Raw genomic sequence first — 13,673 nt, 5'->3', positions numbered from 1 at the left:
AAGCGCCAGCGCAGGCTGATACCCCGGCGGCGTTTATTCAGGAAGCATCGTATGCAATACAAGATCTCGACCGAACCCGGCGCGCGCCTGCGCATCGACAAATGGCTTTGGGCCGCGCGCTTCTTCAAGACTCGTTCGCAGGCCACCGACGCCATCGGCAAAGGCCGTGTGCGCATCGGCGGCGACGTCGTCAAGGCTTCGAGAGACGTGCGCGTGGGCGATCTCGTGGAGATCGAGATCGAGCACGTGGTTTGGGAGGTGCAGGTGCTGGGTATCTGCGAGGTGCGCGGCCCGGCGAGCGTTGCCCAGACGCTCTACGCGGAAACTGAAACCGGCCGCGCGCGACGCGCGGCGGAGCAGGAGCGCCGCAGGCTCTTTCGCGAGCCGGCCGCCGTGCTGCACGGCAGGCCGACCAAGCGCGACCGGCGCACTATCGACAAACTTGCGCGTGAGGATTGAAGAGCGCCTCCATCGTTGCGTGGACGCCCCCATATTCCGTCGTGTTTTCGTTCACGGCGCCGGACAGGCAGATGGTCGTGGTTCCCGCAATGAGTACCAGAGCGACCACCGAGATGGCAAAGGTCAGTTTCACGGTACTCCCCAAGGGAAAAGCTGCAAAACGCCCAGTACGGGGCCCAACGGCGAACGACGGAGCCCATTCGGTGCGGTGCCGCACTCAGGGTAAACACGTTGTGAGCAGCACCTGATTCTGAGTGTAGGTCAGGGTTGCCCCGTACTCAATTTCATTCTTGCGGCGCTGCGGTAATGGTTGTAACGCGCGATTTCGGTGGTTTGATCCATGTATAAAAAATCCGCCGGAAAGCCTTGAAATAAGCGATCCGGCACCCACGTGCTGTCGCAATGTACAAAGCTGCTGTCGTGCTGGCGCAACGCTCGCCAGCCTGACGGACCAAACGGGCAAAAACGGTCCGAGCTTTGTTCCCCTTTTTACTATTCAACGACGTTCAGCGACATGGAAAACACGCAAGAGAACCCGACGAGCCAGAACCCCACGCCCGCGGACGAGGCGTCGCAGGCCGCTGCCGCCGGCGAGCCGCAACAACAGCCGGCTGAAGGTGCTGCGCAGGCGCCGGAAGGCGACGTTCAGGCGGCGCTGGCCGAAGCCCAGGCGAAGGTTGCCGAACTGCAGGACGCCTTCGTGCGCGCCAAGGCCGAGACGGAAAACGTCCGCCGCCGCGGGCAGGAAGACGTCGCCAAGGCGCACAAGTTCGCCATCGAGAGCTTTGCCGAGCATCTGCTGCCGGTCATGGACAGCCTCGAAGCCGCGCTCGCCCACGGTTCGGACGACCTCGCCAAGGTCAACGAAGGCGTCGAGCTCACGCTCAAGCAGCTCGCGGGCGCGCTGGAAAAGGGCAAGGTGCTCCAGCTCAACCCGGTCGGCGAGAAGTTCGACCCGCATCGTCATCAGGCGATTTCGATGGTGCCCTCGGAGCAGGATGCGAACACGGTCGTCGCGGTGCTGCAAAAGGGCTATGTGATCGCCGACCGCGTGCTGCGCCCGGCGCTGGTCACGGTTTCGCAGCCGAAGTAACGCGCCCGGACGGCTCTTTCGTAAGGTATTGGAAAGGCTGGGCGGCGCGCTCCCTGAAGACGCGCCGCCAATTGAAAAAAATTAACGACTGCATAGCCCAAAGCTCTTGAAAACGCCTTTGCGGCACACATTTGGGCAGCAGTGAATTGAAACACCGAATTTGACTGAGGCGAACGCCCCCGCATCACGCGAGAAGCGGCGAACGCACAGCGATCTAAATCTGGAGATTTGAGAAAAATGGGCAAAATCATCGGCATCGACCTCGGCACCACCAACTCGTGCGTGGCGCTGATGGAAGGCAATCAGGTCAAGGTGATCGAGAACTCGGAAGGCGCCCGTACGACGCCGTCGATCATCGCCTACATGGACGACAACGAAGTGCTGGTCGGCGCGCCGGCCAAGCGCCAGTCGGTCACGAACCCGAAGAACACGCTGTACGCGGTCAAGCGCCTGATCGGCCGCCGCTTCGACGAAAAGGAAGTGCAGAAGGACATCAACCTGATGCCCTACAAGATCGTCAAGCACGACAACGGCGATGCATGGGTCCAGGCACACGGCCAGAACCTCGCGCCGTCGCAGGTTTCGGCTGAAGTCCTGCGCAAGATGAAGAAGACCGCTGAAGACTACCTCGGCGAGCCGGTCACCGAAGCCGTGATCACGGTTCCCGCGTACTTCAACGACAGCCAGCGTCAGGCGACCAAGGACGCCGGCCGCATCGCCGGTCTGGAAGTCAAGCGCATCATCAACGAGCCGACCGCAGCCGCACTCGCGTTCGGTCTGGACAAGGCCGAAAAGGGCGACCGCAAGATCGCCGTGTTCGACCTCGGCGGCGGCACGTTCGACATCTCGATCATCGAAATCGCGGACGTCGACGGTGAAATGCAGTTCGAAGTGCTCTCGACCAACGGCGACACGTTCCTCGGCGGCGAAGACTTCGACCAGCGCATCATCGATTACATCATCGGCGAGTTCAAGAAGGAGCAGGGCGTCGACCTCTCGAAGGACGTGCTCGCGCTGCAACGCCTGAAGGAAGCCGCTGAAAAGGCCAAGATCGAACTGTCGTCGGGCCAGCAGACCGAAATCAACCTGCCGTACATCACGGCGGACGCCTCGGGTCCGAAGCACTTGAACCTGAAGATCACGCGCGCCAAGCTGGAAGCGCTGGTTGAAGACCTGATCGAGCGCACCATCGAGCCGTGCCGCGTGGCGATCAAGGACGCGGGCGTCAAGGTCAGCGACATCGACGACGTGATTCTCGTCGGCGGCCAGACGCGTATGCCGAAGGTGCAGGAGAAGGTCAAGGAGTTCTTCGGCAAGGATCCGCGCCGTGACGTGAACCCGGACGAAGCCGTGGCAGTCGGTGCCGCGATCCAGGGCCAGGTTCTGTCGGGCGACCGCAAGGACGTGCTGCTCCTCGACGTCACCCCGCTCTCGCTCGGTATCGAGACGCTCGGCGGCGTGATGACGAAGATGATCAACAAGAACACCACGATCCCGACCAAGCACGCACAGGTCTACTCGACGGCGGACGACAACCAGGGCGCCGTGACGATCAAGGTGTTCCAGGGCGAGCGCGAAATGGCGGCGGGCAACAAGCTGCTGGGCGAGTTCAACCTCGAAGGCATTCCGCCCGCACCGCGCGGCGTGCCGCAGATCGAAGTGAGCTTCGACATCGACGCGAACGGCATTCTGCACGTGGGCGCGAAGGACAAGGCGACCGGCAAGGAAAACCGCATCACGATCAAGGCGAACTCGGGTCTGTCGGAAGCCGAAATCGAGAAGATGGTGAAGGACGCCGAAGCGAACGCGGAAGAAGATCACCGTCTGCGTGAGCTGGCCGACGCGCGCAACCAGGGCGACGCGCTGGTGCACAGCACGAAGAAGGCCGTGGCCGAGTACGGCGACAAGATCGACGCCTCCGAAAAGGACAAGATCGAAGCCGCACTGAAGGACCTCGAAGAAACGCTGAAGAGCACGTCGGCCGACAAGGCGGCGATCGATGCGAAGGTCGAGGCGCTGTCGGCAGCGTCGCAGAAGCTCGGCGAGAAGATGTACGCCGACATGCAGGCGCAGCAAGGCGCGGCGGGTGCGGCAGCAGGCGCCGGCGCGGAGCAGGCAGCAGCGCAGAACGCCGCCGACGACGTGGTCGACGCCGAGTTCAAGGAAGTCAAGAAGGATTAAGTCCGCTCGTTCAGGGCCAGGGCATCCGGCGTGATTCGCGCCGGATGCCTCGAGAATCGGGCCCGGACGTTAAGGGCTGAACAGACCGAAGCACGGCCGCATCGGTTACGATGCGGGTCGGCATTGGAGCGCCTGGCGGGCCTTTTGGCTCTCCGGGCACATTTGTTTTATAGAGGCCGTTCTCTTGCAGGGGCCGCCGGGGCGCAAAAACGCCCGCGCGGGGGTTCGAAGGAACGGCAAACGGGTCACGAGATCCAGCATTCAAGAGGAGCCGGCGCGTGCCGAGAGGCGCGCGGCCGGCGTTGAACCGATATGGCGAAACGGGATTACTACGAGGTTCTGGGCGTCGCGAAGAACGCGAGCGACGACGAAATCAAGAAGGCGTATCGCAAGCTGGCGATGAAGTATCACCCCGACCGCAATCCGGACAACAAGGATGCGGAAGAGCATTTCAAAGAGGTGAAAGAAGCCTACGAGATGCTGTCGGACTCGCAAAAGCGCGCGGCTTACGACCAGTACGGCCATGCGGGCGTCGATCCCAACATGGGCGGCGCGGGCGCGCAGGGCTTCGGCGGTTTCGCGGATGCCTTCGGCGACATCTTCGGCGATATCTTCGGCCAGGCCGCTGGCGGCCGTGGCGCGCGCGGCGGCCCGCAGGTGTACCGCGGCGCGGACCTGCGCTACAGCATGGAAATCACGCTGGAGCAGGCGGCGCACGGCTACGAGACGCAGATTCGCGTGCCGGGCTGGAGCGGTTGCGAGGTCTGTCATGGTTCGGGCGCGAAGCCCGGCACCAAGCCCGAGACCTGCCCGACCTGTCACGGCTCGGGCCAGGTGCGCATGTCGCAGGGCTTCTTCAGCATCCAGCAGACCTGCCCGAAGTGCCATGGCACAGGTTCCTACATCCCCGAGCCGTGCACGAACTGCCACGGCGCGGGCAAGGTGAAGGAAACCAAGACGCTCGAAGTGAAGATTCCGGCGGGCATCGACGACGGCATGCGCATCCGCTCGGCCGGCAACGGCGAGCCGGGCATCAACGGCGGGCCGGCGGGCGATCTCTATGTCGAGATCCACATCAAGCAGCACTCGGTGTTCGAGCGCGATGGCGACGACCTCCACTGCCAGATGCCGATTCCGTTCACCACGGCGGCGCTCGGCGGCGAGATTGAAGTGCCTACGCTGGCGGGCCGCGCGAGCTTCACGGTGCCGGAAGGCACGCAGTCGGCCAAGACCTTCCGTTTGCGCGGCAAGGGTATCAAGGGCCTGCGCTCGAGCATTGCCGGCGATCTGTACGTGCACGTGCAGGTCGAAACGCCGGTCAAGCTCACCGAGCAGCAGCGCGATCTGCTCCAGCAGTTCGAGAAGTCGCTCGTGGAGGGCGGCTCGCGGCATAGCCCGCAGAGCAAGAGCTGGTTCGACCGCGTGAAGAGCTTCTTCGATTGATGCTCGCGTGTGTGCACCGCCTCGTGCGGTGTTCTTCAGGTAGCAGGCGGTAATTCAATGCCAGTGGCAGTGAACCACGGCGGCGCGGCGGCGGCCGCCATTTTCGCGTTGCTCGACGACGGCGACTCGACGGCGGCCAGCCGTTCGAGCCGTCTTTACACGGGGTTCGTGCGCGAGATCGCGTGCGAGCGTGCGGCGGATCTCGACGCGGTGTGCCGCGACGTGAACGACGCACTGCGCAATGCCGGGCTGAGCGCGGGGCTGGCCCTTCATGCGCTCGTGATCGGCGACTACGAATTCGGGCGTGCGCTCGAGTTCGCGAAGCAACACGACAGTGCCTCATCCAGCGAAACGCAGCACGGCTTTGCCGCGCTGCGTTTTTTATTGTTCGAACGCTGCGAGCGCCTTTCGCGCGAAGAAGCCGATGCATGGCTCGCCGCGCGCGAGGGCAGCGAGACGCCGGGGCCGGCAGGCGTCGCCGGCGTGACGATGGGCGTCGACCGTGAGCGCTTCGAGCACGACATCGGCGCGGTGCAAGACGCGCTGCGTATCGGCGACTCGTATCAGATCAACTACACGTACCGGTTGCGCTTCGAGGCGTTTGGCGCACCGGTGGCGCTGTACCGGCGTTTGCGCGAGCGGCAGCGTGTGCGCTACGGCGCGCTGATCGCATTGCCCGGCGACCGCTGGGTGCTCTCGTGCTCGCCGGAACTCTTCGTCGAGAAGCAGGGCGAAACGCTGCGTGCGAAGCCGATGAAGGGTACCGCCGCGCGTTGTGCGGATGCAGCCGAGGATGCCGCGGCGGCGCGATTCCTCGCGAACGACCCCAAGAACCGCGCCGAAAACGTGATGATCGTCGACTTGCTGCGCAACGACGTGTCGCGCGTCGCGCAGACGGGATCGGTGCGCGTACCCGCGCTCTTCAGCGTGGAGCCTTATGCCTCCGTCTGGCAGATGACTTCGACGGTCGAGGCGAAAATGCGTCCGGGCACGACCTTCGCCGGCACGATGCGCGCACTGTTTCCGTGTGGCTCGATCACGGGCGCGCCCAAGCATCGCACGATGGAGTTGATCGAGGCGCTCGAGCACGGTCCGCGCGGGCTTTACACCGGCACCATCGGCTGGCTGGATGCGCCGCGCGAAGGCGAGGCCTGCGGCGACTTCTGCCTTTCGGTCGTGATCCGCACGCTCACGCTCGAGGCTGCGCAAGCCGGCACACCCGGCGCAATGCGCCGCGGCGAGATGGGGGTGGGCGCGGGCATCGTGCTGGACAGCGTGGCCGCCGACGAATACGAGGAGTGCCGATTGAAAGCGCGTTTTCTCACCCAGGCCGATCCCGGCATCGAGCTCTTCGAGACCCTGTATGCGACGCGCGCTCGAGGCGTGCGTCACGTCGAGCGCCATCTCGCGCGGCTTGCGGCGAGCGCGGCATGGCTCGGCTTTCCGTGCGATGTCGAAGCACTGCGCGCGCGTCTTGACGAAGCGTGCGCGGCGTTCACAGGCGCCGACGACAACGCGCCGCATCGCCTGCGGCTCGCGCTCGGCAAGAGCGGGGCGGCAACGCTGACCAGCGCGCCGCTTGCGCCGCTCGCGCACGACACGGTCGGCGTGCTGCTCGCACCGGATCACGGCTTCGCGCCGGTCGCGTCGGCCGACGCGCTGCTGCTGCGCAAGTCGACGCGCCGGGCCGAATTCGACCGCGCATGGCGCGAAGCCGAAGCGCTGGGTGGCTTCGACATGCTGTTCTTCAACGAGCGCGGCGAGCTGACCGAAGGCGGGCGCTCGAACGTCTTCGTGAAGCTCGACGGGCAATGGTGGACGCCGCCGCTGGCGTCGGGGCTGCTGCCCGGCGTGATGCGCGGCGTGCTGCTCGACGACGCGGCGTTCGGGGCGAGCGAGCGCGTGCTTACGCGCGAGGACGTGCTCAATGCCGAGGCGCTGATCCTCACCAATGCGCTGCGCGGGGCAGTGGCCGCGCGCTTGATTCACGCCTGATTCGCGCTTGTTTCGATGACCGTGCGCCAGGCCAGGCGCATCGGCGTGCTCGTCGTGAGCGCGAACGCGAACCGTCCAGTACGAAGCACCGGCACAAGCAAGCGAGCATAAAAAAAGCGCGTCCCGCAAGGAACGCGCTTTTTTTATTTTGCGGCCGGCGCAATGCCCCTTGAGCTACGCCCGCCGCGCGACGGAAATTCCGCGTCAGAACGCGTGCTCAGGCCCGGGGAAGGTGCCGTCCTTCACGGCCTTCACATAGGCGCGCACGGCCGACTCGATATCGGGCTGTCCCGCCATGAAGTCCTTCACGAAGCGCGGACGCTTGCCGGGGAAGATGCCGAGCATGTCGTGCAGCACGAGCACCTGGCCCGAGCAATCGACGCCTGCGCCAATGCCGATGGTCGGAATGCGCAACTGTTGCGTGACTTGCGCGCCGAGCGCCGCCGGCACCGCCTCGATCACCACGAGCTGCGCGCCCGCGGCCTCGAGCGCCAGCGCGTCGCGCACGAGCTGCGTGGCGCCCGCGTCGGTCTTGCCCTGCACCTTGAAGCCGCCGAACGCGTGCACCGATTGCGGCGTGAGGCCGATGTGCGCGCACACCGGCACCGCGCGCTCGACCAGCATCTTCACCGTGGGCGCGAGCCATTCGCCGCCTTCGATCTTCACCATCTGCGCGCCCGCGCGCATGAGCTTCACCGAACTCGCAAAGGCGTCTTCGGGCGTGCCAAAGGTGCCGAACGGCAGATCGGCGATGATCAATGCCTTCGGTTGCGCACGCGCGACGCAGGCCGTGTGGTAGGCGATGTCTTCGAGGGTGACGGGCAGCGTTGTCGTGTGGCCCTGGAGCACGTTGCCGAGCGAGTCGCCGATCAGCACGGTGTCCACGCCCGCGCGGTCGCACAGCGCCGAGAAGCTCGCGTCGTAGCACGTGAGCATCGCGATCTTTTCGCCGGCATCGCGCATCGCCTGGAGCTTGGGCACGGTGACCGCGCTGCGGCTCGTTTCCTGCAGGTAAGTCATGGGGAGTCCGTTAGGGAGGAAAAAAACCGGACGGCACGCCGCTTAGAGCGACATGCCCTTAACGAAGGATTCCTTGCGGCCGCGCATCGTTTCGATGCGCTCGGCGATCAGCGCAAGGTCCGCATCGGAGTCGAGCGGGTTCAGATTCTCGACGCCGACGGTCAGCACCGGCGCACGGTCGTAATGATAGAAAAATTCGTTGTAGCTGTCGCACAGCGCCCGCAGGAAAGAGTCGGAGATGTGCTGCTCCGCTGCCACCGCGCGCTTCTGGATGCGCGCGTAGAGCGCTTCGGGGCTCGCCTGCAGATACACCACGAGGTCGGGCGGCGGCGCCTCCACGCGCAGGCGCGCGGCCAGCGCCTCAAAGAGCGGCAGCTCTTCTGCGGAGAGCGTGAGGCGCGCGAACAGGTCGTTGCGCTCGGCGAGGAAGTTCGTCACGAGCGGCGTGCCGGCGGCACGCAGCGCGGCCACCTGGCGCGAGAGATGCTCGCGTTGCAGCGCCACCGAGAGTTGCGCGGCCAGCGCATGGCGCGACGTATCGCGGTAGAAGTGCTCGAGAAACGGGTTGTCCGCGCGCGAGCCGAGCAGCGTCTGCATCGACCAGCGTTCGGCCAGGCGCATCGCGAGCGCGGTCTTGCCCGCGCCAATCGGCCCTTCGATCGCGAGGTACTGGAGCGCGGGCCGTGCCGCCCGCGCGGTGACCGTGGTCGCGAACGGCAGCGGCGTGCTCATCGGCAATTGCCCGGGGCGCGCTGCGGCGTGGCGTCCGGGCTGCCCTCGGCGGCAGGTTCGTTGTTCGTGGGGCCGAGGCACTGGCACAGCGGCTTCAACTTTTCGATGCGCTGATCCACGACGTCGGGCAGAAACGCGCTGACCACCCCGCGGCCCGGAATGGCGAGTGCGGGATCAATCTCGGCGAGCGGCGCGAGGACGAACGCGCGGCCCGTCATGCGCGGGTGCGGCACGATCAGGTCGGGCTCGTCGATGATGGCTTCGCCGTATATCAGGATGTCGATGTCGAGCGTGCGCGGCGCGTTGCGAAAGGGCCGCTCCCGACCGAAGTGGTGCTCGATGCGGTGGCACAGGGCGAGCAGCTCGCGCACCGAAAGCCGTGTGTCGAGCTTCACGACGCAGTTGAAATAGTCGTCGCCGCCTGCGTCGACGGGCGCGGTGCGGTACAGGCTCGATTTGGCGAGCACGGTGATGGTGTGCTGTTGCGCGAGGCACACCACCGCGTCTTTGAGGGTCTGGCGCGCATCCCCCAGATTCGCGCCGATTCCCAGCCAGGCAACCGTCATGGCGTCACTTCCTGTGTTGCGGGAACGCAATCGACATGCCCCCACTGGGCGCAGTCCTGCATGGCTTCAGTCCTCATGCGGCTCGTCGTTGTCCCCGCCGTACGTGGATGCCTCGGCGGCGCCTTCGGCGCCCGCTGCGGCTTCGCCCGTCTTGCGGTTCTTCGCGCCGCCGCGGCGGCGGCGCTTGCGCGGTGCGCGTTCCTTGCTGCCGCCCTGGGCGAGCAGCGCCTCGCGCGCGGCCGGGTCGCCGCTGATGAAGTCGGTCCACCATTGGCCGATTTCAGCGTCGAGCTCGCCCGATTCGCAGCGCAACAGGAGGAAATCATACCCCGCTCTGAATCTCGGGTGTTCCAGCAGCTTGATCGCGCTGCGGCCGCGTTTTTCGAGGCGCAGCTGCAGGCCCCAGATCTCGCGCATGTCCGACGAGTAGCGGCGATGGATCGCGAGCTTTTCCGTCTGAGCGTCGATCACGTCGTCCATCGCGCGATGCAGCGCCGGCACGGGGAGTTCGTCCTCGGCGATGTACTGCTGCAGGCGCTGCTGGACGTCGTGCCAGAGCAGCGTGGCGAACAGGAAGCCCGGCGAGACAGGCTTGCCCGCGCGCACGCGTGCGTCGGTGTTCGAGAGCGCGAGCGTGATGAAGCGCTCGCCCTGCGGCTGCTCGAGGATCACGTCGAGCAGCGGCAGCAGGCCGTGATGCAGGCCTTCCTTGCGCAGCCACTTGAGGCACTCGAGCGCGTGGCCCGAGAGCAGCAGCTTGAGCATCTCGTCGAAGAGACGCGCCGCCGGCACGTTGTTGATGAGGTCCGCGAGCTTCTGGATTGGCGCACGCGTGTGCGCTTCGATCTCGAAGCCGAGCTTCGCCGCGAAACGCACTACGCGCATCATGCGCACCGGGTCCTCGCGATAGCGCGTGGCCGGGTCGCCGATCATCCGCAACAGGCGCGCGCGCATGTCGGCCATGCCGTTGTGATAGTCGAGCACCGTCTGCGTGGACGGATCGTAGTACATCGCGTTGATCGTGAAGTCGCGGCGCGTGGCGTCTTCGTGCTGCTCGCCCCAGACGTTGTCGCGCAGCACCCGGCCGCTCGCGTCCACGTGGTGGGTCTTGCGATCGAGCTCGTCGCGGCGCAGGCGCTTGTGGCCGGGGCCGGCACTTGCGGCTTCCGCCGGCGGGGCCGTGGGGGTATCGACGAGCGCGCGGAAGGTCGAGACCTCGATGATCTCCTGGCCGAACTGCACGTGCACGATCTGGAAGCGCCGCCCGATGATGCGGGCGCGGCGGAACAGCTTCTGCACCTGGTCGGGCGTGGCGTCGGTGGCCACGTCGAAGTCCTTGGGCGCGACGCCGAGCAGCAGATCGCGCACCGCGCCGCCCACGATGAACGCGCGAAAGCCCGCTTGCTGCAGGCCTTCGGTCACGCGCACGGCGTTGCGGGAGATGAGCGAGGGATCGATGCCGTGGATGTCGGCGGAGAGGACGACGGGCGCGGCCGGGTCGACGGCGCCTTTGCCCGCGCGCGGCCGGGTTTCCTTCTTGACGGTGACCGTCTTGCGGCGCGGCCGGCCAGTGGCTTCGCCGGCGGCCTCGCCTTCATGCGATGCCGCGGCCAATGCTGTGTCGCTGTCGGGCGCGCCTTCCGTTGCCAGGGCGCTGTCCTGGCCGAACAGCTTGCGGATGAATTTCTTGATCACGATGCCTGGAACAAATCGAGGATGCGCCAGCCTGCTTTTTGCGCGTGGGCGCGCAGGATGTCGTCGGGGTTGGTCGCGATCGGATCGGTGACTTTTTCGAGCAGCGGAATGTCGTTGTGCGAGTCGCTATAGAAGTAGCTGTGCTCGAAGTCCGACCAGCGCTTGCCGAGCGAGGCGAGCCATGCCTCGACGCGCACGATCTTGCCCTCGCGGTAGCTCGGCGTGCCGGTCGGACGGCCGGTGAAGGCCGAGGCCGGATGGCCGTCCACGGTCTCGACTTCGCAGCCGATCAGCTTGTCCACGCCGAATACCTCGGCGATGGGCGCCGTGATGAATTCGTTGGTGGCCGTGACCACGCAGCAGAGGTCGCCCGCTTCCTTGTGCTGCTGCACGAGCTCGATGGCGGCCGGCACGATGGTCGGGTTGATCACCTCGTGCATGTACTGGTCGTGCCACGCCTTCAGCTGCGCGCGCGAATACTTCGCGAGCGGCGTGAGCATGGCGACGAGGTACGCGTGAATGTCGAGCTGGCCGGCCTTGTAGTCGGCGTAGAAGCGGTCGTTTTGCTCCGCGAAGCGCTCGGCGTCGACGATGCCGAGCTTCACCATGAAGCGGCCCCATTCGTGGTCGCTGTCGGTGGGGATCAGCGTGTGATCGAGATCGAAAAGTGCAAGATTAGCCATGGGCGCTCATTTTACTTGAAGCGGGTGAAGCCGTTGCCGGTGCCGGCTGCGGCCGGCGAGGCGGGGTGTACCGGGTGTTGCGGTCCGGGATCGGACTGCGGGGTGCCCGGTGACTCGGAAGACGGTTTGGACGATGGCGCCGGAGACGAGGCGCTCGCCGCCGGGCCTGCCGCGGGCGAGTTGCCGTCGTGCGTGTAGCCCGATAGTGCCGGATCGGCGGGCGTGGCCGAGCCGGCGGGATTGGCAGGATCGGCGGGCGTGGCGGGTTCGGCTGGATCAGCGGAACCTGCCGTGCCAGCAGGCGGATCGAGATCGCCGTTGAGTTCGCCGCTCATTTCGTTGCTGACGTCGGCCTCGACCTCGCCCTGAAGTTCGGCGCCTAGCTCGCGGTGGACCACGTCGCGGAATCTGGCCCCCAGTTCGCCTTCGACGTTGTCGGTCGGCGGCTGGAACGGCGGTGCCCCAAGCGGCACGCGCGGTTGCAGGGCGGGCGCCTTCGGTGCTTCGTAAGCGGCGCCGGATGGTGAGTTGGCCGAGTCGGCGGGCGCGGCCGTGGACGCTTGCGGCGTCTCCTGTAGCGGGAACAGTTCCAGTTCGACGCCTTGGGCGCCGCTTCGCTCGCCGCTGCCAGCGGACGTGCCGGCCGTATCCGCCGGCTCGGGTGTATCGCGTTCCTGGGTCTGGGCGCTCGCGCTTGCCGCGTCCGGCTGCGTGGTGGGCGTGGCGTTGCCGTCAAGCGAACCGGTCGCATCATTGCCAACGTCGGCTGCGAGCCTGGCGACGCCCGACGTATCGACACTCGACGCATCGAAGTCCGGCGTATCGACGTCCACCGTATCGACGCCCGACGCATCGACGCCCGCCGACGTATCGAGGTCCGCCGTATCGACGCCCGACGTATCGACGCCCGCCTCATCCTCGCCCTTCGCGAGCATCGTGCGCAGCAGCGGCAGCGTCACCGCGCGCTTTTGCTCGAGCGAGAAGCGGTCGAGTGCGTCGAGCAGGCGCATGAGGCTCGGCATGTCGCGCCGGAAGTGCGTGAGCAGGTAGGCCGGCACATCGTCGGCGAGATTGATGCCGCGCTCGCGCGCCGCCTGCTTGAGCACGGCGGCCTTGCCCGCGTCGGAGAGCGGCGCGAGGTGGAACACGAGACCCCAGCCGAGGCGCGTGCGCAGGTCCTCGCGCACCGCGAGGCCCATCGGCGGCGCATTGCCGGTGGCGACGAGCGCCGTGTTCGGGTGCGAGCGCACCTCGTTGAACAGATTGAACAGGGCGATCTGCTGGGCGCCCGAGAGCGAGTCGCAGTCGTCGACGGCGTAGATCGGCACGCGCGCGTCGAACGTGAAGGCGGCCAGACCGCTCTGCGGCCCGATGTAGCGCACGTGGCCCGGCGGCGTTTCGCATGCGAGCGCGTGCAGCAGATGCGAGCGGCCGTTGCCGGGCTCCCCCCAGACGTAGAACGTGCGGTCGGCCTTCGGGTCGACGGCGGGGCCCGCGGCCAGTGCCGCGTCGAGCCCGCGCAGCCGCGCGACCAGCTCCGCATTGGCGCCGGTGTGGAAGTTGTCGAAGGTCGATGGCGGCGGGGTGCCGAGATCGAGCGTTAGCTGTCGCTGCACGGTGTGTCTGGCCGAAGGCGGTCTGTCAGTTCCTGTAGCGCGCGGCCCGGACGACGGCCTGACGCTGGTATCGCTTGAAAATTAGTCTGTTCGGCGACAAAACGTGGTTTCCGCTTGAAGGCCCCGCTCCGCTACGACCAAAATACTCACACGAGCCGCGGCGGCGGGGCGCCTTCAATCGGTTAAAATC

At 66.3% G+C, this 13,673-nt stretch carries 10 protein-coding genes and 1 pseudogene; 5 read left to right on the top strand and 6 right to left on the bottom strand.

All coding sequences use genetic code 11. The features are described from left to right. Positions 1–51 precede the first annotated feature (51 nt). From BO1_RS01880 to pabB, 5 genes are all read left to right on the top strand, one after another. A complete protein-coding gene (locus BO1_RS01880; protein ID WP_028216092.1) occupies positions 52–459 on the top strand; it encodes an RNA-binding S4 domain-containing protein in 408 nt (135 codons plus the stop codon). 514 nt (positions 460–973) lie between these two features. Continuing rightward, positions 974–1,552: a nucleotide exchange factor GrpE gene (grpE, locus tag BO1_RS01875; protein WP_028216091.1), complete on the top strand. Its 579-nt coding sequence runs from the start codon at positions 974–976 to the stop codon at positions 1,550–1,552. 237 nt (positions 1,553–1,789) lie between these two features. Next, positions 1,790–3,733 (top strand): molecular chaperone DnaK, encoded by a 1,944-nt coding sequence (gene dnaK, locus BO1_RS01870; RefSeq protein WP_028216090.1) that lies wholly within the window; start codon positions 1,790–1,792, stop codon positions 3,731–3,733. A 312-nt stretch (positions 3,734–4,045) separates the two neighbouring features. Continuing rightward, positions 4,046–5,176: a molecular chaperone DnaJ gene (gene dnaJ, locus BO1_RS01865; RefSeq protein WP_028216089.1), complete on the top strand. Its 1,131-nt coding sequence runs from the start codon at positions 4,046–4,048 to the stop codon at positions 5,174–5,176. 57 nt (positions 5,177–5,233) lie between these two features. Next, positions 5,234–7,171: an aminodeoxychorismate synthase component I gene (gene pabB / locus BO1_RS01860; RefSeq protein ID WP_043283541.1), complete on the top strand. Its 1,938-nt coding sequence runs from the start codon at positions 5,234–5,236 to the stop codon at positions 7,169–7,171. A 204-nt stretch (positions 7,172–7,375) separates the two neighbouring features. Here the strand turns inward: pabB and panB are convergent, their stop codons facing one another. The 6 genes and pseudogenes from panB to hda form a co-directional block, all read right to left on the bottom strand. Next, positions 7,376–8,191 (bottom strand): 3-methyl-2-oxobutanoate hydroxymethyltransferase, encoded by an 816-nt coding sequence (gene panB, locus BO1_RS01850; RefSeq protein WP_028216087.1) that lies wholly within the window; start codon positions 8,189–8,191, stop codon positions 7,376–7,378. 42 nt (positions 8,192–8,233) lie between these two features. Beyond that, positions 8,234–8,923: a deoxynucleoside kinase gene (locus BO1_RS01845; RefSeq protein WP_028216086.1), complete on the bottom strand. Its 690-nt coding sequence runs from the start codon at positions 8,921–8,923 to the stop codon at positions 8,234–8,236. Then, entirely contained in the window at positions 8,920–9,489 is a 570-nt protein-coding gene (gene folK, locus BO1_RS49320; protein ID WP_043283539.1) for a 2-amino-4-hydroxy-6-hydroxymethyldihydropteridine diphosphokinase, read from the bottom strand. The genes BO1_RS01845 and folK overlap by 4 nt, the downstream gene beginning before the upstream one ends. 66 nt (positions 9,490–9,555) lie before the next feature. Then, positions 9,556–11,184 carry a polynucleotide adenylyltransferase PcnB gene (gene pcnB, locus BO1_RS01835; protein WP_028216085.1) on the bottom strand — a complete coding sequence of 543 codons (1,629 nt, stop codon included), beginning with the start codon at positions 11,182–11,184 and terminating at the stop codon, positions 9,556–9,558. Further along, positions 11,181–11,867: a histidinol-phosphatase gene (locus BO1_RS01830; RefSeq protein ID WP_028216084.1), complete on the bottom strand. Its 687-nt coding sequence runs from the start codon at positions 11,865–11,867 to the stop codon at positions 11,181–11,183. Before BO1_RS01830 ends, pcnB begins: the two co-directional genes overlap by 4 nt. Before the next feature lie 917 nt (positions 11,868–12,784). Further along, positions 12,785–13,483: pseudogene (gene hda, locus BO1_RS49315) on the bottom strand (DnaA regulatory inactivator Hda); the annotation flags it as partial. Positions 13,484–13,673: the final 190 nt, after the last annotated feature.

Source organism: Paraburkholderia oxyphila NBRC 105797 (assembly GCF_000685075.1).
GTDB lineage: Bacteria > Pseudomonadota > Gammaproteobacteria > Burkholderiales > Burkholderiaceae > Paraburkholderia > Paraburkholderia oxyphila.
Note: the sequence above shows the minus strand (reverse complement) of the source record. Positions and strands in the feature narration are given on the sequence as shown.

Excerpts from the sequence above, each read along its gene's own strand:
- BO1_RS01880 (WP_028216092.1), top strand. The coding sequence starts at position 52 with ATGCAATACAAGATCTCGACCGAACCCGGCGCGCGCCTGCGCATCGAC.
- grpE (WP_028216091.1), top strand. The coding sequence starts at position 974 with ATGGAAAACACGCAAGAGAACCCGACGAGCCAGAACCCCACGCCCGCG.
- dnaK (WP_028216090.1), top strand. The coding sequence starts at position 1,790 with ATGGGCAAAATCATCGGCATCGACCTCGGCACCACCAACTCGTGCGTG.
- dnaJ (WP_028216089.1), top strand. The coding sequence starts at position 4,046 with ATGGCGAAACGGGATTACTACGAGGTTCTGGGCGTCGCGAAGAACGCG.
- pabB (WP_043283541.1), top strand. The coding sequence starts at position 5,234 with ATGCCAGTGGCAGTGAACCACGGCGGCGCGGCGGCGGCCGCCATTTTC.
- panB (WP_028216087.1), bottom strand. The coding sequence starts at position 8,191 with ATGACTTACCTGCAGGAAACGAGCCGCAGCGCGGTCACCGTGCCCAAG.
- BO1_RS01845 (WP_028216086.1), bottom strand. The coding sequence starts at position 8,923 with ATGAGCACGCCGCTGCCGTTCGCGACCACGGTCACCGCGCGGGCGGCA.
- folK (WP_043283539.1), bottom strand. The coding sequence starts at position 9,489 with ATGACGGTTGCCTGGCTGGGAATCGGCGCGAATCTGGGGGATGCGCGC.
- BO1_RS01830 (WP_028216084.1), bottom strand. The coding sequence starts at position 11,867 with ATGGCTAATCTTGCACTTTTCGATCTCGATCACACGCTGATCCCCACC.